The following is a 26,098-nucleotide window of genomic DNA, read 5'->3' as shown; positions in this document are numbered from 1 at the left end:
AAAGGCGTGCTACGTCCGGATGTCATCGATCTTCCGAGCCTTTGACTCTGTGCCCTGTCCTTTCGAAATTCAGCTTGATTTCGCTTGGATATCTTCGGCGCAAATTCAGATGGAGCGGCGTTCGGCGGCAGGCAACTTTCGCGGAGTCTCACCATGTCCACCATTGCAGAACGTATCAGAAAAATCATCGTGGACCAGCTTGGTGCAGACCCTGCCACCATCGTGGACGAGGCCAGTTTTGCTGACGATCTCGGTGCGGATTCGCTCGAGACCGTTCAGATCGTCATGGAAATCGAAGAGGAATTCGGGGTGGAAATTCCAGATTCCGCCGCAAGCACGATCCTGACCGTTGGCGACGCCATCCGCTTCGTCGAAAAAAACAAGGCGTGACCGGCGGGGGGATTTACCCCGCAGACAAAGCCGCGACGGGATCGAGCTTCGACGCGTTGCGCGCCGGCAGATAACCGAAGACAACGCCGATCAGCGTCGAGCAGACGAAGGCGGCGATGATCGACGCCGTGGAATAGACCATGGCGAAATTGCTGCTGAAGGCGGAGAAAAGCGCGCCGAAGCCGAGGCTGCCGAGCACGCCCAGCGTACCGCCGATGATGCAGACCAGCACCGCCTCGATGAGGAACTGCCGCAGAATATCGGTGCGGCGCGCGCCCACCGCCATGCGCACGCCGATTTCCGATACGCGTTCAGACACAGAAACGAGCATGATGTTCATCACCCCGATGCCGCCGACCAGCAGCGAAATCACCGCAATGGCCGCAATCAGAAGGGTCAGCGTCTGCGTGGTGCTGGTGATGGTCTGGCGGATATCGTCGGTATTGAGAATGTAGAAATCCCGTGTGCCGTGCCGCTGGGTCAGAAGCGTCGTCACCGCCTGCTCGGCGATTGAGGCATCGACATCGTCGGCCACCTGCACCGTGATGCTGCGCAGCGACAGGCTGCCGAGAAAGCGCGACTGGACGGCGGTATAGGGCAGGTAAAGCGACAGGTTCTGGCTTGAGCCGAAACCGCCCTGCTGCGCCTGCGTGACGCCGACGATGCGGGCCGGCACCTTGCCGATGAGAATGACCTGACCGACAGGACTGCCATCGAAATCCGCAAACAGCGATTTGCGGGTATTTTCGTCGATCACCACTTCCTGCGCCTTCTGCGCGACGCTCCCACCATCGAAAAAGCGGCCCTGCGACAGCTTGGTGCCCTTGGCGACGAAATAGCGCTCACTGACGCCGTTCACCAGCGCATTCGCTTCCTTCGCGCCGAAACGCACCGTGCTGGAGGTCGAGACCGTCGGCGTCACCGCCGCGACATAGGATTGCTTGGCAAGCGCTTCGGCATCGGAAACGACGAGCGTGGTGATCTTGCCCGACCTTATGTCACCGAAATCCTTGCCGGCGAAGATTTCCAGCGTGTTGGTGCCAAGACTCGATATGTTCTGCAGCACCCGCTGCTGCGACCCCTGCCCCAGCGCCACGACGCTGATGACCGAGGCGATGCCGATGATGATGCCGAGCATGGTGAGAAAGGTGCGCAGCTTGTGCGCCCGCATCGACAGAAGCGCCATGCGCAACGCCTCGCGCAGAGACGAAACGACACCCGCGAGACCCGAAGACCCGACGGAAACGGCAGCGGGTTTGGCATCGTCCTGCGGTACGGGCGTTGCATCCGTCCTGCGGTCGGAAATGATCGTGCCGTCGCTGATTTCAATGATCCGCCCGGCGCGTCTGGCAATGGACATATCATGGGTGACGATGATGACGGTGCGGCCTTCGGCATGCAGCTCGCCGAGGATGCGCAACACCTCGTCGCCGCTGGCGCTATCGAGCGCGCCGGTCGGTTCGTCGGCAAGAATGATCTCGGCGTCGTTCATCAGGGCGCGGGCGATGGAAACGCGCTGCTGCTGGCCACCGGAAAGCTGGCCGGGACGGTGATCGAGGCGTTCCGCCATGCCGAGGCGGCCAAGCAGCCTTGCGGCATTGTGCCTGCGGTCGCCCTGCGTCTTGCCGGCATAGATCGCCGGAATTTCAACATTGCCGAGCGCCGTCAACTCGGCCAGCAGATGGTAGCGCTGGAAGATGAAGCCGAGATTTTCACGCCTGAGCGCCGAAAGCGCGTCGGCATCGAGATCGCCCGTTTCCCGGCCCCTGATGCTATAGCTACCCGATGTCGGGCGGTCGAGGCAGCCGAGAATATTCATCAGCGTCGACTTGCCCGACCCGGACGCGCCGACGATCGCCACCATCTCACCGGCCTCGATGGTGAGGTCGATATTCTTGAGCACGCTGATCGTGCCTTCGCCGGAGGGATAATCCCGCCGCACGGATTTAAGCGAAATCAAAGGTTCAGCCATGGTTCAAAGTCCCATCGGCGGGCCGCCCGGCCCCGGCATGGCGTTTGCGGTGGTGTCGGTGGAACGTTCGCCGGTCACCACGCGCTCGTTTTCGGCAAGGCCGGAACGCACTTCCGCCGTGACCTTGTTGTTGAGCCCGATTTCGACCTTGCGCTCGGAAACCCTGCCATCGGCGCCGGCCACGCGCACGGCATAGCTGCCGTCGCTGTCCATGCTGCCAAGGGCTGCCGAGGGGACGGTCAGCACGTCCTTCGCTTCGCCGAGAACGATATGGACCTCCGCCGTCATGTAGGTGCGCAGCTTGCCGTCCGGGTTCGGCACTTCGAACACGCCATTATAATAGATCGCCTCGGATGACGACGTGCTGGAAGAGGACGAGCTGGAGGATGAAGAGGTCGAGGAACTGAAGCTGGAATCGCTGCGCACCGATTCCGGCGCCGGCTCTATCGAGGCGACCGTCGCGTCGTAACGCTGCTGCGGCTCACCCAGCACCGTGAAATAGACCGGCAGGTCCGGCTTGACCCGCGTTACATCCGCCTCGGAAATTTCCGTGCGCACCGTCATCCGGTCGAGCTGGCCGAGAATGACGATGGTTGGCGCGGATTGGGTGGCATTGACGGTCTGCCCTTCCTGACTGACGATCGACAGAACAGTGCCTTCGATGGGCGCGGTGATTTTGGTATAGCCAAGATTGGCTTCGGCCGTTTCCACCGCGACCTGCGCTTCCTCGATCTGGGCTTCGATAGCCTCGATCTGCGCCTCGGTAACGGTAAGGGCTGCGGTGGCGCTTTCGAAATCAGCGCGGGAGGCGGCGTTCTTCGACACCATCTCCTGCTGACGGGCAAGGCTCTGGCGGTTGAGAAGAAGCGTCGCCTGTTTCTCCACCCGCTGCGCCTTCACGTTCGCCAGAGCCGCCTGCGCCGTGCGCAGGCTGTTCGTCTGGGTAACGGAATCGATTTCGGCGATCAGATCGCCTGCCTTGACGGTATCGCCGAGCGCCACCTTGACGGCGGTGATGCGGCCCGAGGCCTGCGCGCCGACGGCGACAAGGCGAACGGGTTTCAGCGTTCCCGTCGCCAGCACCGTTTGCTCGATATCGCCGCGCGTCACCGGTGCGGTGATATAGCCGGGTGTGGCCGCCCGCGTATATTGCGAGGACAACCAGTAGCCGCCCACAGCGAGAGCGACAACCGCCAGCAATGCGCCTGCCTTGCGTGCCGTTTTCATATTGATGTCCTGTCCAGCTGGTTCACTCGAAGGAAGAAACCGGCGTCATCTCGTGTTTCACGAGGATGAAACCCCTCTCCGCTTCGATCCATTCATAGGCAGAGGCCGATTTTCGCGCCGCGGCCTTGCGGCAGGTGCTGCGAAGACGTCTCGAATCCATCTTTTCGCGCTGATCCTTCGCACAGGCGGGCCGACGCCGTTGTTCATCCTGCCGGGATTTGGCCGCCGGCTGTTGCACGGGCTTGTCCTTTGCCACGGCCACCGACCAGGCAAAGCTCAAACCAAAAGCCGTTGCCAGCACCAGATAGAAGTATCTCATCATCGTCTTCCTGCTTGAAAATCACGCGGGGGATCGCAGGCGTGCGATCCCCCGGCTCCAGCCGTCGCCGGCTGATTTCCTCCTTTACTGGGGGGCAGATTAAAGGAGGAAACTTCGAATAGTTGCCTCAGCCCCGTTCCGCCTCGGGAACCGGCGGCCTCATATCGCCATGCGGGGGAGCAAAGCCGCCGCGGTCTGCGGGGCCATGACGCGGGCCGGGAGGCGGAGGCGGCATCAGTGCACGCTCGAGCTCGGCAAGCTTCAGCACCTGCTGCGGCGAAAGCTTCGGTTTCAGCGCCGCAATGGCGTCCTGCAGGGCTTTGGCCTTTTCCGCCTTCTGCGCGATGATGCCTGCCAGCTCCTCTCCCGCAAGACGCGGCTCGGGCTTGGCCTTGCTTTCACCCGGCACCCGCGGCGGCGGATTGCGCTCCGGACCGGGGGAAACGAGATCGATCAGCGCCGTGGTATAGGCGCGCCATGGACCGAGCTGCTCCGGCGTGACGCCGAGATAGATTTCGGCCGCCGAAAGCTTCGTCGCCAGCCCCAGAACATCCGGGCCGGGCATTCTGCGCATATGCGGCGGCAGCGGCCTTTCATCCGGACCCCGATCCGGGCCGATGTCAGGGCCGATGTCCGGGCCGAGATCGAGATTGGCGGGCGGCGGCGCAGCCTGTTCGGTCGCCTGGGGTGCGGGCGCATTCTCTTCCGCTGCCTGCGCGGCGGCGGAAACGCCAATAGTTGCTGTCGCGATGGCGGCGGCCAGTAGCGAGTTTCTCATCTTACCTTCCTTCCGTTTTCCAACATGAAAGGACGATAGGAGCATCGCGTTTCCGGCTTTGGTCCGAATGTTTCCCGGCTGCTTCCGCAAACCGCCTATTTGTAACCGAATGTTGCCAGAACGGCCACGGAAAGCTTTCGTTGCAAAAATCCGCCGTTTCTTTTCAGCGCTTATGTATAGTGGCATCAAAAGGTTGGACGATATGACGACAGTTTCGGTGACACATATATTGATCGTCGATGACGATCCGGAAATACGCACATTGCTCGCGAAATATCTCGGCTCGCAGGGGTTCCGCGTGTCGATGGCCGCCGACAGGCGTGAGTTCGAGGAAAAGATCGCCAGCTCCGATCCCGATCTCATCGTGCTCGACGTGATGCTGCCCGATGGCTCCGGCCTCGATATCTGCCGCGATCTGCAGGGTCGCCGGCCGCGCACGCCGGTCATTCTCCTGACTGCGCTGAAGGAAGATGTCGACCGGATCGTCGGGCTGGAAATCGGCGCCGACGACTATCTCGGCAAACCCTTCAATCCGCGCGAACTGACCGCGCGCATCAAGGCCGTGCTCCGCCGCGCCACGCCGCAGGAGGCTCCCCGCCCCTCATCCGCCGCCTATGGTTTTGCGGATTTCACCGCCGATCCCGAGCAGCGCTCCGTCATCCGCGCCAGCGGTGAAAAGATAGATTTGACGGGAGCGGAATTCGATCTGCTGAAAGTCTTTCTCGACAGGCCCGGTCGGCTGCTCTCCCGCGATCAGCTTCTCGATCTCACGCAGGGCAAGGATCGCGGCCCGTTCGACCGCTCCATCGACGTGCTGATGAGCCGCTTGCGCAAGAAGCTGGACGCCGACACACACACGCCGATCTTCAAGACCGTGCGCAATGGCGGTTACCAGATGACGGTTCAAGTCAGAACCCTGCCGGTGCAGCGATGAGCTCGCTTAAAAACCGCATCACGGCGCTGATGATCGTCTCCATCATCGCCGTCATCGCGCTTGCGACTTTTGTGGCGGACCGGACATTGCAGCCGCCGCCGCCCGACGCCACCATCGAGCCGCTGGCCCGCAGCCTCGCCTTTGCCGTGACCATGGCCGAGCGTGATCCTTCCCTGCAGCAGCCCGGCTATTTTCAGATAGAACAGAGGCCGCCGCAAGGCGATCTCGACGGCATGCTCTCGGAATTTCTGGAAAAGGCGCTGGCCCGCGTCGGAGAGCCGCGCACCGCGATGGTCATCCGCTCGCCGGGAAACCCTGCGCCCGTGGCAGCTATCGCGCTGGAAAAAGGCGGCTGGCTGGTCGCGGAAATTCCGCATATGGGTCCGCCGCCGGGCGGCTGGAAAATTTTCGGCATGTGGATCGGGCTGATCATCCTCGGCAGTGCCGCCGTTTCGATCTTTGCCGCCAGCAAGATCACCCGCCCGCTCGGCATGCTGGAAAATGCCGCCGCCAGCATCGGGCCTGACGGTTCGCTGCCGCACCTACCGGAAACCGGACCGGGCGAAATCCGCGCCACCGCGCGGGCGCTGAACGAACTCGCGACCCGCCTGAAGGCGGCGATGGAAAGCCGCATGCGCCTCGTCGCCGCCGCCGGCCACGATCTCAGAACCCCGATGACCCGCATGCGGCTGAGGGCGGAATTCATCGAAAACGACGAGGAACGGGCCAAATGGCTGGCGGACCTCGAGGAGCTGGACGCCATCGCCGACAGCGCCATTCTTCTGGTGCGGGAAGAGGTCAGCCAGGACAGCGTCAAGACGATCGACATCGGCACGCTTCTCAGCGAGATAGTCAGTGATGTTTCCGATCTTGGTCATGCGGGCGCGCTCGACTTCATCGAGCTGGAAGCCGCCATGACCATCAAGGCGGCACCGCTGGCGCTGAAAAGAGCCCTGCGCAACCTCATCCTGAACGCCGTCACCCATGGCAAGAAGGCGCATATCGATCTGACCGGAGACGAGAGCGAAGTCGTCGTGACGATCAGGGATGAAGGCCCCGGCATTCCGCAGGAACTGATCGGGCGGGTTTTCGAGCCCTTCTTCCGGGTGGACCTCGCGCGGCGTAAATCAATGCCCGGCGTGGGTCTTGGTCTTGCCATCGCCAGGGAAATCATCGAGCGCTTCGGCGGCACGATCACCATCGCCAACCACAAGAAACAGGGCCTGGTCCAGACCGTGATCTTCACAAGGGCGGTGTAACGTCACGCCGCTGAAACAGCCTGCGCCTGCGGCTTGGCCAGAAGCAGGCTTTCGGCATAAGCCATCATCAGCGGCCCGACCCCCTTGGCATCGTCGGACACCACCGGCTCGGTCAGATAATATTCCGGCGTTCCATCGCGATAATTGCCCTCAAAGCCGCCAAGGCCCGCGACATGAACGATGCCGGTGAGGCGCGTCACGCCCTCTTCATCGGCTTTCAGCCGGGTTTCAAGAAGCGCCTCAAGCGCGCGGCGACCCGCCGAAAGGGCAGCATTCGCCTCTTCGCCCTGCACGAGCTTGAGCCGCACTGCGTGCAGCAAGGCATAGGCAAACATGGCTGAGGCGGATGTTTCCTCGTAATTGCCCGCAAGGCCCGGATTGTCGAGAACCTGCATCCAGAGCCCTGTCTCGGTCTGCCGTGCGATGATGCCGGTCAGAAGCGACTGCGTCTTGTTGCGAAGCGCCGCCGTCGCGCCGTCTTCCGGCAGGATGGCCAGCGCGTCCACCAGCGCCATGGCCAGCCAGCCGACCGCGCGCGCCCATATGGCTGGAGACTTGCCGCTTTGAGGATCGGCCCAGCGCTGGCTGCGGCTGTGGTCGTAACCATGGGCATAGAGCCCACCGCTATCCTCGGTCGCCGCGAGTGCCGCTGAAAACTGCCGCAGTGCATCGTCGATCAGTTCCGCCCGGCCCGTCGCCTGCGCATATTCGATCTGGAAAGGAAGCCCCATATAAAGCCCGTCCAGCCAGACCTGATGCGGATAACGCTTCTTGTGCCAGTAATTCCCGGATGCGATGCGTGGATGGCTGCGCAGTTGCCCCGCCAGATGTTCCGCCGCAGCGAGGTAACGCGGATCGCCCGTTTCCGCCGCAAGGGGAAAGAGGATACGGCCGGCGAGAATATGGTCGATATTATATTCCTGCGGATCGTACCCGGCGAGCGTGCCGTCTGGCGCTATCTGCGCATCGGCGAGACGATGCAGATGGTCGTTCCAGCGCGCATCACCCGTCGCCTCGAACAGCTGCTGCAGGCCGCGATAGACGCATCCATCCTCATAACACCAGCTTCCGCCCTTGTAGTGTTTATAGCGACTGGAGAATTGATCAAAATATTCAGTGGCTTTCATCGCTTTTCTCAATCGAAATCTGACACAATGGAAACGGAAGCATCGCTCAACAGGGCGGGATTATCGCAGACTATATGCGCCTGCTCGAAAACAATCGCCTCATGGCGCATGGGACGCACCCGGTCGGCCATGATCGGCGGCGTTGCGATGGCGGAAGGATCGCGCGAGACGATGGTGAGATTGCGGATGGCGATGTTGCGGATGGGCGCTTCGGCAAGGCCAAGAAAAGCGCCGGCCGCATGGGAGAGATTGCGGATTTCGACATCCTCCACGGTAATACCGTCGATAAAGGGCGTGCCGCCATCGACCGGCGCCGGCTTTCGCGACTGCACCCAGTCATCATGTCCATCGGCGTCGCAATGGTAATGGGCATTGGCGGAAAGCGCGGTGTGCACGCCATCCAGCAGCACCCGGCGCATGGCGATGTTGCTGACTGTTCCGCCCCGCCCGCGCCGTGTCTTGAGGCGCAGGCCGCGATCCGTGCCGACCATGTCGCAATCCTCGACCGCCACGTCATGCACACCGCCGGACATTTCCGAACCGATCACCAGCCCGCCATGGCCGCGCTGCATCAGGCAATGGCGCACCCGAATGCCGCGCGTTTCCGCGAGATGATCGTCCTCGCCATCGGGGCCGCGCTTTCCCGCCTTCACCGCGATGCAATCGTCGCCGACGGAAAAGCGCACGCCTGATATCGTAACGTTGCGGCAGCTTTCGGGGTTGAAACCATCGGTGTTCGGGCTGTCATGCGGTGCGACGATGCTGAGGCCGGCGGCGATCAAGTCTTCGCAGCCCTGCGGATGGATCGTCCAGGAGGCGGCGTTTTGGATGGTGAAACCGAGCAGGTTTGTGTTCCGGCAGGAAACGAGATGCAGGCCACGCGGCCGGCGCGCGCCGTCGCGAGTTTCTTTCGGCCAGCTCCACCAGTCGCCGCTATCGCCCGAGCCATCGAGAACGCCCCTGCCCTCGATGACGAGATTGTCTGCCGCGATGGCATGAACCGGCGCGGCAAAACAGGCATCCGGCAAGCCTTCCCAGCTTCCGAGCATACGGCCTGCCTCATCGCGGGCAGGCAGGATCGGCCAGCCCCTGCGGGTGGAGGGCGCGCGCAGCACGGCTCCTTCGGCAAGGTGGAAGGTCATGTTGCTTTTCAGGCGAACGGGAAAGGCTGTCCAGAGACCGGCCGAGAGACGCAACGCGCCACCCTGCGGCACCGCGGCCACTGCCCTTTCCAGCGCCTGTGCATTGGCGCGCGCACGTGTCTCATCATCGAGCGCAACATCCGGCATGAGGGAAAATTCCGCAGCCTCGACAAGCCCGGCACAGGGGGCGGTTCTGAACTCCAGCCGCCCGAACCCCTCCGCTTCGAAAACATAGCGCGTATCCGGGGAGAGATCATGCAGCAGCATCACCACGGTCGCGGTTTCGCCTCTCCTTTCGGCGCCATCCGCCGACGTCAAACGCCATGCCGTTTTGGACGGAAGGAAATAGCGAGCGCCGGGCACGGCAAGGCAAAGCGCTGCCGTTCGCGCCGAAGACGCGATGATAAGGGGTTCGTTCATGCTCTTTTCTCGTCTTTGGTGCCTGTCCGGCCAAACCCTTGGCGGACATGCCTCACATCATCCGGCAGCCGGATAGGGAGCCTGCCGCCATTGAGGCGGCAGGCCATCATCGTCAATCGAATTTGGCAAGAACATCGTTGGTCGTATCGATGATCTGCTCGGCCGCTTCTTCCGCCGTCAGCTGGCCATAGGCATATTCCTCAAGCGTATCGATGAAGCCCGAGCGGATTTCAGGATGCTCGTTGAAGGGTGACACCACCGGTCCGGATGCCGCCATGACGATGGCGTTGGCGGCCCGCACCTCCGGCTCGCCCTTGTCACCCAGACGCGCCGCCGCTGCCTTCGAAGCGGGCAGGCCGCGTGAGGTGCCGAGCGCATCGATGCCCTCAGGTTCGTTCAGCAGGCAGTTCAGGATTTGCGCGGCCGCCTCCGGGTTCTTAGAGTTTTTCGAGATCGAAAACACCATGGAGGGCTTACGATAGACGCCCTCTGTTACGGCATCGGCAAGCTTCAGCATCGGGAACGGTTTCAGAACCTGCCCTTCCTTGAGCGGATCGGCATATTTCGAATAGGTCGAATCCCATTCATAGGAACCGGCAATCCGGCCTTCGGACCAGGACGGCTTTTCGTAAAGATTGACGTTACCGTCGGCCGCTTCCTCTTTCTGCGAGCGGATCGATCCGGTTTCGACCAGCTTGCCGACGAAGGAAATGCCCTCGGCCAGCTCCTCCGGCGTCCAGGCCACGCGGTTGGTCTTGGGATCGACCAGATCCTTGCCGGTCTTCTGGACGACAGCCAGTGTCACCAGCAGCTGGGCAGTCTCCTTCACGGCATTGAAGGTGTAATAGTCCTTGCCGAGCTTTTCCTTGACGGTCTTGGTTGCCGCGAAAAACTCGTCCCAGGTCTTCGGAATTTCAACGCCGGCCTTTTCGAAGGTGGTGGCGTTGAAGAAGAAGACGCGGCCGGTGGTGGAAACGGAAAGCCCCTGCAACACGCCATTCATCGAACCGGCGTCCAGATCGCTCTCGGCCCATTGCGAAAGATCGAGCGGTTTCAGCTGGCGCAGATCGGCAAAACCTTCGCCGTTCTTGGAAAACAGCGGCAGCCACGGCCAGTTGACCTGAACGATATCGGCCTCCGTCTTGCCTGCCATCTGCGTGGTGAGCTTTTCCAGATAGCCGTCGAAGCCGGTGAATTCGCCCTTGACGGTGTGACCGTATTTCTCACCACAGGCGGCAATGGCCTTCTGGGTGGCGACGTGGCGGCTTTCACCGCCCCACCACGACATGCGCAGTTCCGCAGCACCTGCCGCCGGGGCCGTCGCCATCGCCACATAAGCGGCGCCGGCGAGCATCGCCATCATTCTTGTCATCGTCTTCATTGTTCTTCTCCTCCTCGAAAAATCAGGCACGTCCGTCCCCTCCTCACAGCGAGACGTTGCGGCCATCGGCCTTGTCGAAAATATGCAGCTTCTCCGGGTCCGGCTTCAGCCGCAGGATGCCGTCGCGCCCAAGCGCCTCGAACTCTGCCGCACCGACCACGCTCACCAGCTTCTGGCCGCCGAGATCGGCGTGCAGATAGACCTCGTGGCCCATGAATTCCGCATTGGTGAGTTTCGCCTGCAGCGCCGGGCCATCGGCTTCTCCCGCCAGCGAAAGATGCTGCGGGCGGAGGCCGATGACGGCATCTGCGGGTCTCGCCGATAGCCGTTGCTCCAGATGCGCACCGATGAGCAGGCGCTGGCCGGCGATGACGAACTCAGCGCCGTCGATTGCCACATCCACCAGGTTCATTTCCGGCGTACCGATGAAACCGGCGACGAAAAGATTGGCGGGGTGGTTGTAAAGTTCCTTCGGCGTCGCGACCTGCATGATGCGGCCCGCCTGCATGACGCAGATACGGTCGCCCATGGTCATGGCCTCCGTCTGGTCATGGGTGACGTAAATCACTGTCGAGGACAGGCCTTCCGCCTTCAACTGACGGTGCAGATCGGTGATGCGCACCCGCATGGAGGCGCGCAGCTTGGCATCGAGATTGGACAGCGGCTCATCGAACAGGAACACGCCGGGCTTCTTGATGAGCGCGCGGCCCAGTGCCACACGCTGCGCCTGCCCGCCCGAGAGCTGCTTCGGCAGACGGTCGAGCAGCGGCTCGATTTCGAGAATGCGCGCGACATTGTCGATTGCCTTTTCGATCTCGGGCTTCGCAACACCGGCGATCTTCAGGCCGAAGGCGAGATTGCCGCGCACCTTCATATGCGGATAAAGCGCATAATTCTGGAACACCATGGCGATGGAGCGCTTGCCGGGCGGCAGATCGTTGACGCGCTGGTCGCCGATCAGGATTTCGCCACCGGTGATTTCCTCCAGCCCCGCCACCATGCGCAGCGTCGTGGATTTGGCGCAGCCCGAAGGGCCGACGAACACCATGAACTCGCCATCCTCGACCTCGAGATTGATGCCGTGCACAGCCTTGAAGCTGCCGCCATAGATTTTTTCGAGATTTTTAAGTTGAACGCTTGCCATTTTCAGCCCTTGACCCCGCCAGACGAGATCCCTTCAATGAAATACCGTTGCGCCGCGAAGAACACGATCAGCGCAGGCGCGATCGTCAGCACCGACATCGCCAGGATGCGGTTCCATTCGAAGGCTTCGGTGGTGTCGATGGAGAGTTTGAGCGCGAGGCTCACCGGATATTTGTCGACCGAGGACAGGTAGATCAGCGGCCCGAGGAAATCGTTCATCGTCCACATGAACTGGAACAGGCAAACCGAGATCAGAGCCGGGGCCAGCATCGGCACCACGATATAGATGAGGGTCTGCAGGCTGTTGGCGCCATCCACCCGGGCGGCCTCTTCCATGTCCGATGGCAGCGAGCGCAGAAACTGCACCAGCATGAAGACGAAGAAGGCATCGCCGGCGAGCGCGGACGGCACCCAGAGCGGCAGGAAACTGTCCAGCCAGCCGAGATCGCGAAACAGGATATATTGCGGAATGCGGGTAACGACATTTGGCAGCAGCAGAATGGCGATGACCGAGCCAAACAGGATCTTCTTCAGCGGAAAATCGAAGCGGGCAAAGGCATAGGCCGCCATGGTGCAGGAAATCGCCGTGCCGATGACTTTCGGCAGGATGATCAGGAACGAATTCCAGAAGAACCGGCCGAACGTATAGGGCGTCGAGGTTTCCCAGCCGCGGATATAGCCGTCCAGAGTCGGGTTTTCGGGAATGAAACCGGCGCCGGAGAAGATTTCCGAATTGGTCTTGAAGCTTGCGCCCACGAGCCAGATCAGCGGATAGAGCATGACGAGACCGACCGCGAAGAGAAGCACGTAACGGACCGAGGTGGAAACGAGCCTCAGCCGCGCCCGGCGGGCCGCCTGCATGTCGTTTAGGGTTGCGATATCGGTCATGGCATCAGTTCCGCTTGTCGCCGGCGTAATAGACCCACTTCTTCGACGACCAGAAGGCCACGAGGGTCAGCACGGTGATGATGGTGAAGAGCACCCAGGCGATGGCGGAGGCATAGCCCATGTTGAACTTCTTGAAGGCCTCGTCATAGATGTAAAGAGGCAGGAGATAAGTGGACTTCAAAGGCCCGCCCTGGGTGATGATGTAAGGCCCGTTGAACTCCTGAAACGCCTGAACCATCTGCATGATGAGGTTGAAGAAGATCACCGGCGTCAGCAACGGCAGCGTGATGAAGAAGAAAGTTCTCACCTTGCCTGCGCCATCGATGGCGGCGGCCTCATAAAGCGACTTGTCGATGGATTGCAGGGCGGCGAGAAAAATCACCATGGCCGAACCGAACTGCCAGCAACGCAGCAGCGTGATGGTGAAAAGCGCGTTGCCGGGATCGCCGAACCAGTCCACCGGCGACAGGCCGATGGCGGCCAGCGCCATATTGGCAAGCCCCTCGCTTGCGAAGATGTAGCGCCACAGAACCGCAATCGCGATGGAGCCGCCGAGAATGGACGGCACGTAAAAGGCGGTGCGGAAGAAGTTGATGAATTGCAGCTTATAATTGAGTATGGCCGCAATGAACAGCGCGAAGGCAAGCTTCAGCGGCACCGTCAGAAACACGTAGAACAGGGTAACGTTCAGCGATTTCATGAAGGTGCGGTCGCGGGTGAAAAGCCGCTCGTAATTGGCCAGCCCCGCCCAGCTGGGATCGCTCATCAGATCGTAACGGGTGAAGCTGAGATAGAGCGAGCCGAGAAACGGGATGGCCGTGAAAACCAGAAGCCCGACGATATAAGGCGTCAGATATCCCAGCCCGAGGAAGCGCTGAGATTTCATAACGCTCCTCCCCGCGTCCCAGTGGAACGCGAATGACAGAATACAATTTCGTACAAGTGATTCTCCCGGAACGGCCGGCGGCGGGCGCGTGATGGCGCAATTTCCCGCCGCGACCGGTCTCCTCCCTCATTGATACGGCGCGTAAAAGCAATTTATGCGGTGACAAAACCAAATTTCCGCGCCAAGGTGAATTAACAAAGACGAGGAAAAAGATGGACGAAATCGAAGGTGGCATTCTATCGTCCGTTCCACCTGCGGCGCTCAACCTCAACCTGACGCGCGCAACGATCAAGATGGAGCATTCGCGCACCTGGCAGATCGACAAATCCAACCAGGTGGACGACCTCATCATCTGTCTGGAAGGGCGCGGGCATTATCTCGTTGATGGCGAGGCGCGGGTGCTGGAGCCGGGTGACGCCATGCTGATTTTCCGGGGGCAGCGCTTTGTCGGCTGGAACGAGCAGGCCGTCACCTATCGCGGGGTGGCGCAGCATTTCACGCTGGATATTTACGGCCGCCACAACCTGATCGCGCAGATGGACCTGAAGCCGAAAGTGAGGCTGAGCCGCTGGGCGCTCTTGGAACCGCTGGTGCGCCACTACCGGCAGAGCGCCCCGCCCTCCTCCGTCACGCTTGGCCAGCATCATCTCTTTATGGTGCTTCTCATCGCCTTCATTGACGACGCCTTCCTCGGATGGGTGGACCGCCCGAGTTTCCAGCCGGAGGGCACGGAAGGCCTCGACCTTGCGGTGATGAAGGCGATCACCATGATTTCGGCCAATCCACTGGACCCCGACATTGCCGGCCGGGCGACCGAGGCGGCTCCCTATAATCGCGATTATTTTCTGCGGGAATTCCAGAAGCGGGTGGGGCGGACGCCGCGCAAATATCAGGAGTTCAAACGCATGGAACGCGCCATGCATTTTCTCGAGGCGGGGCTTTCGGTCTCGGCGGCGGCCGCCGAAGTGGGCTATGGCGACCCCTATTATTTCTCACGCATGTTCAAACGGACATTGGGGTTAAGCCCGCGCGACCATATGAACCGCATACGCCGCAGCCGGCACGGCAATCTTATGGCCTTTGACGAACACGAACAGCAGCGGCTGCTTGCCACTGAAACGGAAAAGGCCCCGGCATAGCGGGGCCTTCTCGGTTGAAAGCGCTGGAATTACCGGAACAGTGACGGCAACCACAGGGACAGCGACGGAATATAGGTGACGGCAAGCAGCACCGCGATGCTGGCCCCAAAGAACGGCCAGATCGTCCGCATCGCTTCCCGTATCGATATGCCGCCCACCGCGCAGCCGACGAAAAGCACCGTTCCGACCGGCGGCGTGTTGAGCCCGATGCCGGCGTTCAGGATCATCACCACGCCGAAATGCACGGGGTCGATGCCGAAGGCCTTCACGACGGGCAGAAGCACCGGCGTGGAGATGATGACCATCGGCGCCATGTCCATGAAGGTGCCGAGCAACAGCAGGATGACATTGATGACGAGCAGCACGATGATCGGATTGTCCGAAATCGCGCTGATTGCGGCAATCATCAGCGTCTGCACCTGCAGGAAGGCCATCAGCCAGCCGAAGGACGCCGCCGTGCCGATGACCAGCAGAACCATGGCCGTCGTGCGCACCGCACCCATCACCGCCTCGACGAAACCGCTCCAGTCCAGCTCGCGGTAGACGAGCATGGCAACGAGGAAGGCGTAGAGAACCGCGATGCAGGAACTTTCCGTCGCGGTGAAGATGCCCGAACGCACGCCGCCGAAGATGATGCCGATCAACAGGATGCCGGGGAACGAAGCCAGGAGATAATACATCAGCTTCGAGAAGCCAGGGAACGGCTCGGAAGGATAACCCTTGCGCCGGGCAACGATATAGGCCGTCACCATCAGCGCCGCTGCAAGCAGGAAACCCGGAACAATGCCGGCGGTGAAGAGATCGGCCACCGAAACATTGCCGCCCGCCGCGATGGAATAAAGGATCATGTTATGCGACGGCGGTATCATCAGCGCGATGATAGCCGCATTGACCGTGACATTGACCGCATAGTCCCTGTCATAACCGCGCTTGGCCATTTGCGGGATCATCAGCCCGCCGACGGCCGAGGCATCGGCCACGGCCGAGCCGGAAATGCCGCCGAACAGCGTCGAGGCCACGATGTTGACCTGGCCGAGACCGCCGCGCAGGTGTCCCACGAGACCGGCCGCAAAGCGGATGAGGCGATGGGCGATGCCGCCGCGCACCATCAGGTCGCCGGCGAAGATGAAAAACGGTATCGCCATCATCGCAAACACGTTCATGCCGGAATTCATCTGCTGGAACACCACAATGGGCGGCAGGCCGAGATAAAGAACCGTGGCGAAGGACGCGATGCCGAGGCAGAACGCGATCGGCGTGCCGATCAGCATGAGCAGGGTGAAGACCCCGAAGAGAATGGTGTAAGCCATTTATGCGGCCTCCTGCACGATCACGTCGGCCGCAATCTCCTCGCCGATGGCGAGATCGACGAAACGTTCAGCCGCAAACAGCGCAATGAGGAAACCGCCGCCGATCAGCGGAAAGAAATCCGTGCCGCCCGGCCAGCCGAGAACCGGGATTGTCGCCGTCCATGTGCCCATGGAAAGCGAGGTGCCATACCAGGCCATGCCGGCACCGAAGAAGAAGATCAGCGCAAGGCTTGTCAGGTCCATGCCCTTCTGCACGCGCGGCGGCATCATGTAGCGCAAAATATCAAGCCCCAGATGCACGCTCTCGCGCACGCCCACTGCCGCCCCCAGCATGATGAACCATGACATGAGATGCAGCGACAGCGGCTCAGACCAGCTGGGTGAATCGTTGAGAATATACCGCGCAAAGACCTGCCAGCCGACGATAAGCGTCATGGCGATCATGCCGATACCGGCAATATAAAGCGACGCGTGGCTGAGCGCGCCGAGAAAGGGGCGAATGGCCCGCATGAAATTTCGCATTGTCTGTTCCTCCGCGTCAACGGCGACAAAAGAAAACCGGCCCTGTTCCCAGGGCCGGTTTTCCGCGCATTACTTGACCGCTTTCACCCGTTCCAGAAGGTCTTTCATCTTCGGATCGGTGACGAACTTGTCGTAGACCGGACCCATCGCGGCAGCGAATTCCTCCTTGTTGACCTTGATGACATTGACGCCGCCGGCGCGGACCTTTTCTTCCGATGCCTTTTCGCGGGCGCTCCAGAGTTCACGCATCTTGCCGACGGAATCCTTGGCCGCCTGACGCAACAGCTTCTGATCTTCCGGAGAGAGCTTGTCGTAAGAGACCTTCGAAATGACGAGGATTTCCGGGTTCAGCGAATGTTCCGTCAGGGAGTAGTTCTTCGCTACCTCGTAGTGACGGGCGGATTCGTAAGAGGGCCAGTTGTTTTCCGCACCGTCGACAACGCCGGTTTCAAGCGAGGAATAGACCTCGCCCATCGGCATCGGCGTCGGGTTGGCGCCGAAAGCCTGCATCATCGAAATCCACAGATCCGACTGCTGCACGCGGATTTTCAGGCCCTTCAGGTCCGCGAGTTTTTCGATGGGCTTTTTGGTGGTGTAGAAGGACCGTGCGCCGGAATCGTAAAAGGCGAGACCGATGAGGCCGTGCGGTTCGAAGGCCGCCAGAACCTCATCGCCTATCGGGCCGTCAACCGTGTTGTGCATGTGCTCCGTCGAGCGGAACAGGAAAGGCAGGCCGAGGACGGTGGTTTCCTTGACCAGATTGTTGAAAGGCGCGGCATTGACGCGGTTCATGTCGATGACGCCGAAGCGGGTCTGCTCGATGGTATCCTTCTCGCCGCCGAGAACGGAATTGTTCATGACCTGTATCTTGATGCGACCCTTGGTGCGCTCGGCCAGAAGCTCGCCCATATATTTCACGGCTTCGACCGTCGGATAACCGTCGGGATGAATATCGGCCGAACGCAGGGTGATTTCCTGCGCCTTGGCGGAAACACCGGCGAGCGCGATCCCCATCGCGACGCACATCATGCTTGCAATCTTTTTCATGCTTTCCTCCTCCATTGTTGAAACGATCCAGCCCCTCCAAGGCTATCGGACCGTATTTTTCACGCCCATCCGGGCCGGCATGCAAAGACCTTTCAGTTTAAAAGGACGATGGGGACCTCCCTTCCCCAGCCATCCCCGATTGACCTATCCCGCCGTGACTGGCGGCAGCTTGAACAGCGCTTCCGGATTTTCCACCAGTGCGCGATGCCGCGCCGCTTCATCCGGCAGCCAGCCGAGTATAACTTCCGCAAGGCGAGCATCGTCGGGATATGCCGCAGTCTCGCGGATGGAGTTATGCGGCCAGTTTGTGCCCCAGACGATGCGCTCCGGCGCATGGGCGGCGATGACGCGCGAAAAGGCGGCGATGTCCTCATAGGGCCAGCTCTCACGCGAGCTTTCGTAGACGCCGGCGAACTTGAACCAGAGATTGCCTCGGTCGATGAGTTTCAGAAGCGCCGCCATTTCCGGGCCATCGGTTCTGATGCCCTTGAAGAACTTGCCGTGGTGATCGAACACCCAGCGCGAGCGGATGTTCTGAAGGCGCGGCAGGTGATCGAGCAGCGTATTGCCGTCGAATTGCACCGCCACCATCCAGTCGGCCGCGTGCGCGCGCTCGTCCACGGCTTCCAGCTCGGACAGGTTCACCGCGCCACCCGGCAGATCCATGATACGCGCACCGACGGCCCCTGCGGCGGCAAGCTTTTCCATGTCCTTTTCGCTCGTGCCGGCATCGATGATGACCACCGCGCGGGCCGCCTCGCCCATTTCCGCGACACAGGCGAGTGTGTTGCCGTTATCGCGCTGATGGGCGTTGCCCTGGGTGATGATGACCCGGTCGATGCCGAGCCATTGCATGAGGCTGCGATAATCCTCCGGTCCGGGCAGAGCGCCCGGCGGCAGGCCCGGTCCACCAGGCAGGGCGGGATAGTGGGGCAGATAGAGATGCATCTGCGTATCGACGGCGCCTTTCGGGAAAGCGGGCCGGGGCGCTGTGCCGCTCAGTTTTCTGACAAGTTCGCTCACGGGTCTGGCATCCTGAATTCAAGCAATGCGTCGCGGTTGATCTCTATTCCGAGGCCGGGGCCGTTCGGGATCGCGACAACGCCGTTTACCGCCTCTATCGGCTCGCGCAGCACGGCCTGCCGGAACGGATTATAGGTGCGGTCGAATTCCATGATCGGCTCGATGGGATTGACGCGCACCGGATCGGGCGTCATCGCCGCCATGAATTGCAGGGCTGCGGCAATCTGTACGCCGGTGCCCCAGACATGCGGCACGATGCGCACGCCGTGCAGCGTGGCGAGCGCCGCGATCTTCTGCGTTTCTGAAAAACCACCGCAGCCGCAGAGATCGGGCTGGAGAATATCCACGGCGCCGGCGGAAAGCGCCTGCCACATGCCATAACGCCCGTGCCAGGTCTCGCCGCCCGCAACCGGTATCGGCTGGCCGGCCCGCACCCGGGCATAGGCATCGAGCTGTTCGGGAACCACCGGCTCCTCGAACCAGTCGATACCATACTCGGCGGCGCGGTTGCCGAGCGCGACGGCTTCGGTGACGGTGTAGCCGTGATTGGCGTCGATCATCAGCCGCATATCCGGCCCAATCGCCTCGCGCACCGCGGCGATGACGCGGAGGTCTTCCTCGATGCCGAAGCCGATCTTGATCTTGCAGGCATGAAAGCCGTCCGCCCGACGCTCCGCCATCTCGGAGGCATTGTCGGAAACGCGGTCGACGCCATCGCGCTTGAAGCTGCCGGTGGCATAGGCCCGCACGCTTTCGCGCCAGCGCCCGCCGAGCAGCATCGAGATGGAAGCGCCATAATGCTTGCCCTTGATGTCCCACAGCGCGATATCGATGCCGGACAGGGCCGTGAGGCTGAGGCCGCGCTGGCCCTGATCGCGCAGGGCATTATAAAGCACGGCCCAGATCTTCTCGGTCTCACGCGGGTCCTGGCCGATGAGCCAGCCGGAATAGGCCTGAACCACGGCGGCGTTCGGCCGCGCCGGTCCGAGGCATTCGCCCCAGCCGACGGTTCCGTCGTCGCATTCGATTTCCACCAGAATATGGGCGCGGCGGTCAAAACGCATGGATGCGCTTTCGAACGGCGTGTCCAGCCGGTGTTCGAGCAGATGCGTGCGCACCGCTGTGATCTTCATGGCTCCCCTCCCGCTTGTCTCGATCAGGCCTCCAAATCAGGCTTTGCGCTTATGCGTGCCGATCAAGGCGTCGAGCATGCCGATTTCCTCATTGGTCAGATCCTTCAGCGGCGCACGCACCGGACCGGCGTTGAAGCCCTGCAGGCGCACGCCTGCCTTGACGGCGGAGACGGCATAACCCTTGGCGCGGTTGCGGATCGCCATGAACGGATAGAAGAATTCTGTCAGGATACGCTCGCAGGTGGCGCGTTCGCCGGCGCGCAGGGCGGCGTAGAACTCATTGGCAAGACCCGGCACGAAGTTGAAGACAGCCGAGGAATAGGTGGTGAAACCGGCGCCGAGATAGGCTTCGGCAAACAGTTCCGCCGTCGGCATGCCGCCGAGATACATCAGGCGATCACCCATCTTGGCGGTGATCTGGCGAACGAGACCGATATCGCCGGTGCCGTCCTTGAAGCCGACGAGGTTCGGGCATTCGTCGCAGAGACGCGCCAGCGTATCCGCCTGCAGCACGGAATTGTCGCGGTTATAAACCATGACGCCGATGCCGACCGACTGACACACCTTCTTGATGTGGGCGTAAAGGCCTTCCTGCGGCGCATCGATAAGGTAATGCGGCAGAAGCAGGATGCCGTCCGCGCCGACCTTTTCGACCGAGCGGCCGATATCAACGGCAATCTCGGTGCCGTAACCGCAGCCGGAAACGATGGCGGTTTCACCGGCCACATCCTTGGCGGCGGAAACGATGGTCGGAATTTCATCCGGCTTCAGCGAGAAGAACTCACCCGTGCCGCCGGCGGCAAACAGCACCGGCGCTTTATAACCGGCAAGCCATTCGACATGCGCCCTGTAACTGTCCTGGGCGAAACGGCCCTCGGAATCGAAATGGGTGACCGGGAAAGACAACAGGCCGGAGCCGAGCGCCGCCTTGATTTGTTCAGGGTTCATGTTTGGTATTCCTTTGCAAATTCATTGACTGGAAGCCACCTAACCCGGTTGCCGCATGCTTGTCAACAATTCATCATACATGTTGTATGATGAATTGTTGAAATCTGTAACAGATCAGCGCGCAAGCCAGCCGCCGTCCACATTGAGAATGGCGCCGTGCACATAATCCGCCGCCGGCGAAGCAAGGAAAACCGCCGCCCCGGCTATATCGTCGGCATGGCCCCAGCGGCCGGCCGGAATACGGTCGAGAATGGCCTTATTACGGGCCGCATCCGCACGCAGCGCCTCGGTATTGTTGGTTTCGATGTAGCCGGGCGCAATCGCATTCACATTGATGCCCTTTGCCGCCCACTCATTCGCCAGAAGCTTGGTGAGGCCCGCGACGCCATGTTTCGCCGCCGTATAGGACGGCACGCGAATGCCGCCCTGAAAGGAAAGGAGCGACGCGATATTGACCACCTTGCCGGACCGGCCTTTCGCCAGCAACTCTTTCGCAAAAGTTTGGGTGGTGAAAAACAGCGCCTTGAGATTGACGTCCATCACCTCGTCCCAGTCGAGTTCGGAAAACTCGACGGAATCGGCACGGCGGATAATGCCGGCATTGTTGACGAGAATATCGAAACCGGCGCCGGCAAAACTGTCCTTCGCCGCCAGCGGATCTGCAAAATCGATAGACAATGCGCTGGCTCTGCCGCCGTCCCTGGCGATCATCTCCAGCGTCTCATCCGGCGCGCGGCGGGCGGCGCAGACCACCTCCGCCCCGGCAGCAGCGAGCCCCACCGCAATTGCCTGGCCAAGCCCCGTATTCGCGCCGGTGACGAGCGCTTTACGCCCCTGAAGCGAAAAGGGATTCTTCATTTCAGATCTCCCGGCTGGATGAAGTCCATGTCGGTGTAATCGACATTGTCTCCCGCCATGGCCCAGATGAAGGTGTAAGAACCGATGCCGGCGCCGGAATGGATGGACCAGGGCGGGGAAATCGCACCCTCTTCATTCGAAATGAACAGATGCCGGGTTTCCTGCGGCTCGCCCATCAGATGCAGCACGCGCGACTTCTCATCCATGCCGAAATAGAGATAGGCCTCCATGCGGCGATCGTGAATATGGGAAGGAATGGTGTTCCAGACCGAGCCGTCCTCCAGGGTCGTATACCCCAGTACCAGCTGGCAGCTTTCCATGACCAGCGGATGGATGAACTGGTTGATGGTGCGCTTGTTGGAGGTTTCCGTCGCGCCGAGCTTGACCTCCTTGCTATTGGCCAGTGTCACGAGCTTTGCCGGCAGGCTGCGATGCGCCGGGCAGGAGGTGATGTAGAATCGCCCTGCCCCGTCAAAGGTCACCGCACCGCTGCCTGCGCCGAGATAAAGCACATCGCCGCGATTGAGGGTATAGGTCTCGCCGCCGGCGCTGACCGTGCCGGTCTCGCCGACATTGACGATGCCCATCTCACGCCGGTCAAGGAAGGACGGCGTTTTGGTCTCTTCCACCTTGTCCAGCGTCAGCGGCGCACCGTTCGGCACCGCGCCGCCCATCACGAAACGGTCATAATGGGTGTAGATCAGCCTGATTTCGCCGGAACGAAACATGTCGTTGGCGAGGAAATGCCGGCGGAGCCCTTCGGTATCCAGCGTTTTCGCATATTCCGGGTTCACGGCCTGCCTTGTTTCGACGGTCAACATCAAACTCATCCTTCATGATTGTTGCGTATGGCACATAATATATGTTATCCGCTTTTTGTACGATCTGTATGACAAGGTCAAGAGGCATAGGCATATCTCGACCACGCCAGGGACGTGCAACGCTGAGGGAGAATGGCAATGAAACGGCTTCTTGTTACCGGTGCTGCGGGCCAGCTTGGCCGCGTTATGCGCAAACGCCTTGCATCGATGGCCGAGACCATTCGCCTTGCCGATCTCGCCCCGCTCGATCCGGCAGGCCCGAACGAGGAATGCATGCAATGCGACCTTGCGGATGCAGACGCAGTGGACGCCATGGTTGCCGGTTGCGACGGCATCGTTCACCTTGGCGGCATATCGGTGGAGAAGCCTTTCGAACAAATCCTTCAGGGCAACATCATCGGGCTTTATAATCTCTACGAGGCCGCCCGCGCCCACGGCCAGCCGCGAATTGTTTTCGCCAGCTCCAACCATACGATCGGCTATTATCCCCAGACCGAACGGCTTGGTCCCGACGTTCCCTTCCGCCCGGACGGCCTCTACGGCGTTTCCAAATGTTTCGGCGAAAACCTCGCCCGCCTGTATTTCGAGAAATTCGGACTGGAGACGGCGCTTGTGCGCATCGGCTCCTGTACGCCGGAACCCAACAATTACCGCATGCTGTCCACCTGGTTTTCTCATGACGATTTCGTGTCGCTGATCGAAGCGGCGTTCCGCGCACCCGTTCTCGGCTGCCCGGTCGTCTGGGGGGCCTCCGCCAACGATGCAAGCTGGTGGGACAATTCGCATCTCGGCTTTCTGGGATGGAAACCGAAGGACAATGCCGAGGCCTTCCGGGAGCACATCGCCCGGACAGTTCCCAAACCGGACCCGAGCGACGCGGTAGTCCGCTTTCAGGGTGGCGTGTTTGTCGACAATCCGATCTTCAAGGAGACGTGAAATGTCGCACGGACCTTTCCTGCTAAAACGGCGGGATTGCATGCCAGGCCGCGAATGACGTATCGAGGAACGGTGCACGCAACCGACATTTTTTAGAACGGCGACCAAGATGACAAAAGCGACAAGCTTCGAACCGGCAGCTCCACAAGGCAGAACGCTTGTGGTGAAGGTTTCGGAGGAACTCCGCAGCCAGATCGCCAAGGGTCGTTACAAGACGGGTGAGCGCCTGCCCTCCGAGGCGCAGATGACGCAGGAATTCGGTGTCAGCCGTACCGTGGTGCGGGAGGCGATCGCCTCGCTGCGATCCGACGGTCTGGTCGAGCCGCGTCAGGGCGCGGGTGTTTTCGTACTGGAACCCGCACCCACTGAGCGGCGTCCCTTCCACAATGTCGATCTTGCGCGCGTCTCGTCGCTGATCGAAATGCTGGAATTGCGCACCGCCGTTGAAGGTGACGCCGCCGGTCTTGCCGCCATTCGCCGTTCGCCGGCGCAGGAGGAAAAGATCATCGAGGCCTTCGATGCCTTCCGCGCCAGCGCCACTAAGGGCGTGCCGACGGCGGAGGCCGATTTCGCCTTCCATCTCGCCATTGCCGAAGCGACCAACAATCCCCGCTTCAGCGAGTTTCTGCAGGTGCTCGGCCCCACCCTCATTCCGCGCCGCGCCGTGGCCGAAAACGGCACGGAAACCGTGCTTTCGCCCGCCGATCTCGCCCGGCTCGTCGGTGAACATGAAGCGATCCTGATCGCGATACAGGACGGCGACGAGGAGGCGGCGCGCAGCGCCATGCGCAGCCATCTGAAAAGCAGCCAGACGCGTTATCGCTCCATGCTGCGCGCGCCGCGCTGAGACTACCTGTTTAAACCGCATTGCATGACTGAGGAGAACGATATGCAGCAGCTTCCGACCTTCCCCACCGTTTCCCCCGACGATGGCGTGGAGCGCACCGTGCTTTCCGAAGCGCCGGAACTGATGGTGGTCTCCTTCCGCTTCAAGACCGGCGCCGAAGGCAGGCTGCACAGCCATCCGCATGTGCAATCCACCTATGTCGCCAGTGGCAGCTTCCGCTTTTATCGCGACGGTGAGGCCTACGACCTTCAGAAGGGCGATAGCCTCGTCATTCCCGGCCATATCGAGCACGGCTGCCTGTGTCTGGAAGAGGGCGAGCTGATCGACTGCTTTACCCCGCGCCGCGACGATTTCCTCTGATCCGGCGCTCAGTCCGCCGATAAATCCCGCAGGGCGCGTGGCAGGCTGTTCATGCATTCCGCGCCGGAGGAGGTGACGAGGAACTGGTCCTCGATCATCAGCGCGCCCAGCCCTTCGCCATAAAACGGCGCTTCGAGCGCCACGACCATGCCGGGAAGAATGATTTCCGGATTGTCATGGGAAAAGAACGGCCATTCCTCGATGCCCACGCCACCGCCGACGGAATGGCCGAAATGGCCGCGATAATATTCGCTGAAACCTTGCCTGCGCATCGAGGCCAGCATGGCGGCGTGCACAGCACCGAATGTATTGCCGGGACGAATCACTTCGAGCCCGCTGGCAAAGGCCGCTTCCAGGGCGCTGAAAACATCGGCGGCCAGCGGCGAGACCGCCCCCCACGAAAAACTCCGCGCGCCATCCGATGAATAACCGTCGACCAGCGTGCCGACATCAGCCTTGATGAGCGCACCCGGCGTAACAACCGCCGCCATATCCGACAAAGCGGGTCCGACGGATATGTAATCCCAATGGCCGCTCAGCGAAAACCCGGATTTCGCGGCATGGGCCTGTGCGCCGGCCTTCCAGGCAGCGGAAAGCCCGCCGAGCGCCGCGCCGGGTCTCACGGCAGCAGTCATCGCGACCAGCCCGGCCTCAGCCGCCGCTGCCGCGCGTCTCAGAAGCTCGATCTCACGCTCGGATTTCACGGCGCGCAGACGGCGCAGCGCGGCCGATCCGTCAACCCAATCGACATCGGGCAGCGCCTGACGCAGCGCCAGAAAATCGGCGGCGGGCATGAATTCGAGGTCTGCGCCAATGCGCGCCGCCGACAGCCCGCGCTCCCGCAGCAGGTCAGCCAGAAGGCCGAAACAGGCGGCGCGGTCGAATGTTTCCGGCCTAGGGCCACCGGAATTGTTGCGGCGATAGGCCTCGTCCACCTGCGCGATGGTTTCGGCGCCCGACAGATCGACCAAATCGATCCAGATGCGATGGCAGCGCAGATCGACATCCGGCGCGGCCTTTCTGACAAGCGGGGCGGCATGATCGCTGACGACAGCCGCAATTGGCGCATCGGCATCGGCCGGCACCAGCGCAATCGCCGAACCCGCCCTGCCCCACATGGTCGCGACACCGGCATGGGCGCCGACTGCATAACGGAAGGCCTCGGGCTGGAAAAGCACCAGCGCCTCAATATCCGCTTCCCGCATCAGTTGCTGGGCACGGCTTCGGTCGATATCGCTCATGGGAACCCCGGTATATCATTTACCTGCAATGCCAGGCCGCACGGTTT

General features: G+C 61.4%; 26 protein-coding genes. 7 read left to right on the top strand and 19 right to left on the bottom strand.

The genetic code is table 11. From position 1 onward, the window contains the following. Positions 1-153: 153 nt before the first annotated feature. Positions 154-390, top strand: a complete 237-nt coding sequence (locus ACQZ40_RS11700) for an acyl carrier protein (RefSeq protein ID WP_003520197.1) — start codon at positions 154-156, stop codon at positions 388-390. A 13-nt stretch (positions 391-403) separates the two neighbouring features. Here ACQZ40_RS11700 and ACQZ40_RS11695 read toward each other — a convergent pair whose 3' ends face one another. The 4 genes from ACQZ40_RS11695 to ACQZ40_RS11680 all read right to left on the bottom strand — a co-directional run bounded on the left by ACQZ40_RS11695 (position 404) and on the right by ACQZ40_RS11680 (position 4,686). Beyond that, positions 404-2,362, bottom strand: coding sequence for a MacB family efflux pump subunit (locus ACQZ40_RS11695; RefSeq protein WP_448747993.1), 1,959 nt, complete (start codon positions 2,360-2,362; stop codon positions 404-406). Positions 2,363-2,365: 3 nt separating this feature from the next. After that, on the bottom strand, positions 2,366-3,589 hold the full coding sequence (locus ACQZ40_RS11690; protein ID WP_448747992.1) for an efflux RND transporter periplasmic adaptor subunit: 1,224 nt from the start codon (positions 3,587-3,589) through the stop codon (positions 2,366-2,368). A 22-nt stretch (positions 3,590-3,611) separates the two neighbouring features. Continuing rightward, positions 3,612-3,908, bottom strand: coding sequence for a hypothetical protein (locus ACQZ40_RS11685; protein WP_448747991.1), 297 nt, complete (start codon positions 3,906-3,908; stop codon positions 3,612-3,614). Positions 3,909-4,035: 127 nt separating this feature from the next. Continuing rightward, entirely contained in the window at positions 4,036-4,686 is a 651-nt protein-coding gene (locus tag ACQZ40_RS11680; RefSeq protein WP_448747990.1) for a hypothetical protein, read from the bottom strand. Between the two features lie 202 nt (positions 4,687-4,888). Between ACQZ40_RS11680 and ACQZ40_RS11675 the strand changes: the two genes are divergently transcribed. After that, positions 4,889-5,620, top strand: coding sequence for a response regulator (locus tag ACQZ40_RS11675; protein ID WP_193559569.1), 732 nt, complete (start codon positions 4,889-4,891; stop codon positions 5,618-5,620). Beyond that, positions 5,617-6,879 carry an ATP-binding protein gene (locus tag ACQZ40_RS11670; protein WP_448747989.1) on the top strand — a complete coding sequence of 421 codons (1,263 nt, stop codon included), beginning with the start codon at positions 5,617-5,619 and terminating at the stop codon, positions 6,877-6,879. Before ACQZ40_RS11675 ends, ACQZ40_RS11670 begins: the two co-directional genes overlap by 4 nt. Before the next feature lie 2 nt (positions 6,880-6,881). On the opposite strand, the gene ACQZ40_RS11665 is transcribed toward ACQZ40_RS11670, so the two are convergent. The 6 genes from ACQZ40_RS11665 to ACQZ40_RS11640 form a co-directional block, all read right to left on the bottom strand. After that, a complete protein-coding gene (locus ACQZ40_RS11665) occupies positions 6,882-8,006 on the bottom strand; it encodes a glycoside hydrolase family 88/105 protein (protein ID WP_065656158.1) in 1,125 nt (374 codons plus the stop codon). A gap of 8 nt (positions 8,007-8,014) precedes the next feature. Next, the gene (gene pglA, locus ACQZ40_RS11660; protein ID WP_448747988.1) at positions 8,015-9,568 is read right to left on the bottom strand and encodes a polygalacturonase PglA; all 1,554 of its coding nucleotides are present in this window, start codon (positions 9,566-9,568) and stop codon (positions 8,015-8,017) included. A 112-nt stretch (positions 9,569-9,680) separates the two neighbouring features. Further along, the gene (locus ACQZ40_RS11655; protein WP_448747987.1) at positions 9,681-10,949 is read right to left on the bottom strand and encodes an ABC transporter substrate-binding protein; all 1,269 of its coding nucleotides are present in this window, start codon (positions 10,947-10,949) and stop codon (positions 9,681-9,683) included. Positions 10,950-10,992: 43 nt separating this feature from the next. Continuing rightward, on the bottom strand, positions 10,993-12,093 hold the full coding sequence (locus tag ACQZ40_RS11650) for an ABC transporter ATP-binding protein (protein WP_448747986.1): 1,101 nt from the start codon (positions 12,091-12,093) through the stop codon (positions 10,993-10,995). 2 nt (positions 12,094-12,095) lie between these two features. Beyond that, positions 12,096-12,980, bottom strand: coding sequence for a carbohydrate ABC transporter permease (locus ACQZ40_RS11645; RefSeq protein ID WP_125146381.1), 885 nt, complete (start codon positions 12,978-12,980; stop codon positions 12,096-12,098). Positions 12,981-12,984: 4 nt separating this feature from the next. Further along, a complete protein-coding gene (locus tag ACQZ40_RS11640) occupies positions 12,985-13,866 on the bottom strand; it encodes a carbohydrate ABC transporter permease (RefSeq protein WP_020812253.1) in 882 nt (293 codons plus the stop codon). A gap of 212 nt (positions 13,867-14,078) precedes the next feature. On the opposite strand from ACQZ40_RS11640, the gene ACQZ40_RS11635 reads away from it, so the two are divergent. Next, a complete protein-coding gene (locus ACQZ40_RS11635; protein WP_142844534.1) occupies positions 14,079-15,005 on the top strand; it encodes a helix-turn-helix domain-containing protein in 927 nt (308 codons plus the stop codon). 29 nt (positions 15,006-15,034) lie between these two features. Here ACQZ40_RS11635 and ACQZ40_RS11630 read toward each other — a convergent pair whose 3' ends face one another. The 8 genes from ACQZ40_RS11630 to kduI form a co-directional block, all read right to left on the bottom strand. Then, entirely contained in the window at positions 15,035-16,315 is a 1,281-nt protein-coding gene (locus tag ACQZ40_RS11630) for a TRAP transporter large permease (protein ID WP_059757073.1), read from the bottom strand. After that, the gene (locus ACQZ40_RS11625; protein ID WP_003522682.1) at positions 16,316-16,837 is read right to left on the bottom strand and encodes a TRAP transporter small permease; all 522 of its coding nucleotides are present in this window, start codon (positions 16,835-16,837) and stop codon (positions 16,316-16,318) included. 69 nt (positions 16,838-16,906) lie between these two features. Beyond that, complete coding sequence (locus ACQZ40_RS11620; RefSeq protein WP_080858108.1) at positions 16,907-17,884, bottom strand: TRAP transporter substrate-binding protein; 978 nt, start codon at positions 17,882-17,884, stop codon at positions 16,907-16,909. Between the two features lie 144 nt (positions 17,885-18,028). Further along, positions 18,029-18,907, bottom strand: coding sequence for an amidohydrolase family protein (locus tag ACQZ40_RS11615; protein ID WP_448747985.1), 879 nt, complete (start codon positions 18,905-18,907; stop codon positions 18,029-18,031). Then, positions 18,904-20,040, bottom strand: a complete 1,137-nt coding sequence (locus tag ACQZ40_RS11610; RefSeq protein ID WP_080857182.1) for a D-galactarolactone cycloisomerase — start codon at positions 20,038-20,040, stop codon at positions 18,904-18,906. The genes ACQZ40_RS11615 and ACQZ40_RS11610 overlap by 4 nt, the downstream gene beginning before the upstream one ends. 36 nt (positions 20,041-20,076) lie before the next feature. After that, positions 20,077-20,988, bottom strand: coding sequence for a 5-dehydro-4-deoxyglucarate dehydratase (gene kdgD / locus ACQZ40_RS11605; RefSeq protein WP_448747984.1), 912 nt, complete (start codon positions 20,986-20,988; stop codon positions 20,077-20,079). Between the two features lie 114 nt (positions 20,989-21,102). Then, on the bottom strand, positions 21,103-21,846 hold the full coding sequence (kduD, locus tag ACQZ40_RS11600) for a 2-dehydro-3-deoxy-D-gluconate 5-dehydrogenase KduD (protein WP_448747983.1): 744 nt from the start codon (positions 21,844-21,846) through the stop codon (positions 21,103-21,105). Further along, entirely contained in the window at positions 21,843-22,667 is an 825-nt protein-coding gene (gene kduI / locus ACQZ40_RS11595) for a 5-dehydro-4-deoxy-D-glucuronate isomerase (protein WP_065656169.1), read from the bottom strand. Before kduI ends, kduD begins: the two co-directional genes overlap by 4 nt. A 138-nt stretch (positions 22,668-22,805) precedes the next feature. Between kduI and ACQZ40_RS11590 the strand changes: the two genes are divergently transcribed. The 3 genes from ACQZ40_RS11590 to ACQZ40_RS11580 all read left to right on the top strand — a co-directional run bounded on the left by ACQZ40_RS11590 (position 22,806) and on the right by ACQZ40_RS11580 (position 24,810). Next, entirely contained in the window at positions 22,806-23,603 is a 798-nt protein-coding gene (locus ACQZ40_RS11590) for an NAD-dependent epimerase/dehydratase family protein (RefSeq protein WP_448747982.1), read from the top strand. A 109-nt stretch (positions 23,604-23,712) separates the two neighbouring features. Further along, positions 23,713-24,450 carry a FadR/GntR family transcriptional regulator gene (locus ACQZ40_RS11585; protein WP_448747981.1) on the top strand — a complete coding sequence of 246 codons (738 nt, stop codon included), beginning with the start codon at positions 23,713-23,715 and terminating at the stop codon, positions 24,448-24,450. A 42-nt stretch (positions 24,451-24,492) separates the two neighbouring features. Further along, a complete protein-coding gene (locus tag ACQZ40_RS11580; protein ID WP_003522691.1) occupies positions 24,493-24,810 on the top strand; it encodes a cupin domain-containing protein in 318 nt (105 codons plus the stop codon). Positions 24,811-24,818: 8 nt separating this feature from the next. Here ACQZ40_RS11580 and ACQZ40_RS11575 read toward each other — a convergent pair whose 3' ends face one another. Then, positions 24,819-26,051 (bottom strand): M24 family metallopeptidase, encoded by a 1,233-nt coding sequence (locus ACQZ40_RS11575; RefSeq protein WP_448747980.1) that lies wholly within the window; start codon positions 26,049-26,051, stop codon positions 24,819-24,821. Between the last annotated feature and the right edge of the window lie 47 nt (positions 26,052-26,098).

It is taken from the genome of Agrobacterium sp. 16-172Ci, from assembly GCF_053522725.1.
This window is presented reverse-complemented; position numbering and strand designations above follow the sequence as displayed.

Excerpts from the sequence above, each read along its gene's own strand:
- ACQZ40_RS11700 (WP_003520197.1), top strand. The coding sequence starts at position 154 with ATGTCCACCATTGCAGAACGTATCAGAAAAATCATCGTGGACCAGCTT.
- ACQZ40_RS11695 (WP_448747993.1), bottom strand. The coding sequence starts at position 2,362 with ATGGCTGAACCTTTGATTTCGCTTAAATCCGTGCGGCGGGATTATCCC.
- ACQZ40_RS11690 (WP_448747992.1), bottom strand. The coding sequence starts at position 3,589 with ATGAAAACGGCACGCAAGGCAGGCGCATTGCTGGCGGTTGTCGCTCTC.
- ACQZ40_RS11685 (WP_448747991.1), bottom strand. The coding sequence starts at position 3,908 with ATGAGATACTTCTATCTGGTGCTGGCAACGGCTTTTGGTTTGAGCTTT.
- ACQZ40_RS11680 (WP_448747990.1), bottom strand. The coding sequence starts at position 4,686 with ATGAGAAACTCGCTACTGGCCGCCGCCATCGCGACAGCAACTATTGGC.
- ACQZ40_RS11675 (WP_193559569.1), top strand. The coding sequence starts at position 4,889 with ATGACGACAGTTTCGGTGACACATATATTGATCGTCGATGACGATCCG.
- ACQZ40_RS11670 (WP_448747989.1), top strand. The coding sequence starts at position 5,617 with ATGAGCTCGCTTAAAAACCGCATCACGGCGCTGATGATCGTCTCCATC.
- ACQZ40_RS11665 (WP_065656158.1), bottom strand. The coding sequence starts at position 8,006 with ATGAAAGCCACTGAATATTTTGATCAATTCTCCAGTCGCTATAAACAC.
- pglA (WP_448747988.1), bottom strand. The coding sequence starts at position 9,568 with ATGAACGAACCCCTTATCATCGCGTCTTCGGCGCGAACGGCAGCGCTT.
- ACQZ40_RS11655 (WP_448747987.1), bottom strand. The coding sequence starts at position 10,949 with ATGAAGACGATGACAAGAATGATGGCGATGCTCGCCGGCGCCGCTTAT.
- ACQZ40_RS11650 (WP_448747986.1), bottom strand. The coding sequence starts at position 12,093 with ATGGCAAGCGTTCAACTTAAAAATCTCGAAAAAATCTATGGCGGCAGC.
- ACQZ40_RS11645 (WP_125146381.1), bottom strand. The coding sequence starts at position 12,980 with ATGACCGATATCGCAACCCTAAACGACATGCAGGCGGCCCGCCGGGCG.
- ACQZ40_RS11640 (WP_020812253.1), bottom strand. The coding sequence starts at position 13,866 with ATGAAATCTCAGCGCTTCCTCGGGCTGGGATATCTGACGCCTTATATC.
- ACQZ40_RS11635 (WP_142844534.1), top strand. The coding sequence starts at position 14,079 with ATGGACGAAATCGAAGGTGGCATTCTATCGTCCGTTCCACCTGCGGCG.
- ACQZ40_RS11630 (WP_059757073.1), bottom strand. The coding sequence starts at position 16,315 with ATGGCTTACACCATTCTCTTCGGGGTCTTCACCCTGCTCATGCTGATC.
- ACQZ40_RS11625 (WP_003522682.1), bottom strand. The coding sequence starts at position 16,837 with ATGCGAAATTTCATGCGGGCCATTCGCCCCTTTCTCGGCGCGCTCAGC.
- ACQZ40_RS11620 (WP_080858108.1), bottom strand. The coding sequence starts at position 17,884 with ATGAAAAAGATTGCAAGCATGATGTGCGTCGCGATGGGGATCGCGCTC.
- ACQZ40_RS11610 (WP_080857182.1), bottom strand. The coding sequence starts at position 20,040 with ATGAAGATCACAGCGGTGCGCACGCATCTGCTCGAACACCGGCTGGAC.
- kdgD (WP_448747984.1), bottom strand. The coding sequence starts at position 20,988 with ATGAACCCTGAACAAATCAAGGCGGCGCTCGGCTCCGGCCTGTTGTCT.
- kduD (WP_448747983.1), bottom strand. The coding sequence starts at position 21,846 with ATGAAGAATCCCTTTTCGCTTCAGGGGCGTAAAGCGCTCGTCACCGGC.
- kduI (WP_065656169.1), bottom strand. The coding sequence starts at position 22,667 with ATGTTGACCGTCGAAACAAGGCAGGCCGTGAACCCGGAATATGCGAAA.
- ACQZ40_RS11590 (WP_448747982.1), top strand. The coding sequence starts at position 22,806 with ATGAAACGGCTTCTTGTTACCGGTGCTGCGGGCCAGCTTGGCCGCGTT.
- ACQZ40_RS11585 (WP_448747981.1), top strand. The coding sequence starts at position 23,713 with ATGACAAAAGCGACAAGCTTCGAACCGGCAGCTCCACAAGGCAGAACG.
- ACQZ40_RS11580 (WP_003522691.1), top strand. The coding sequence starts at position 24,493 with ATGCAGCAGCTTCCGACCTTCCCCACCGTTTCCCCCGACGATGGCGTG.
- ACQZ40_RS11575 (WP_448747980.1), bottom strand. The coding sequence starts at position 26,051 with ATGAGCGATATCGACCGAAGCCGTGCCCAGCAACTGATGCGGGAAGCG.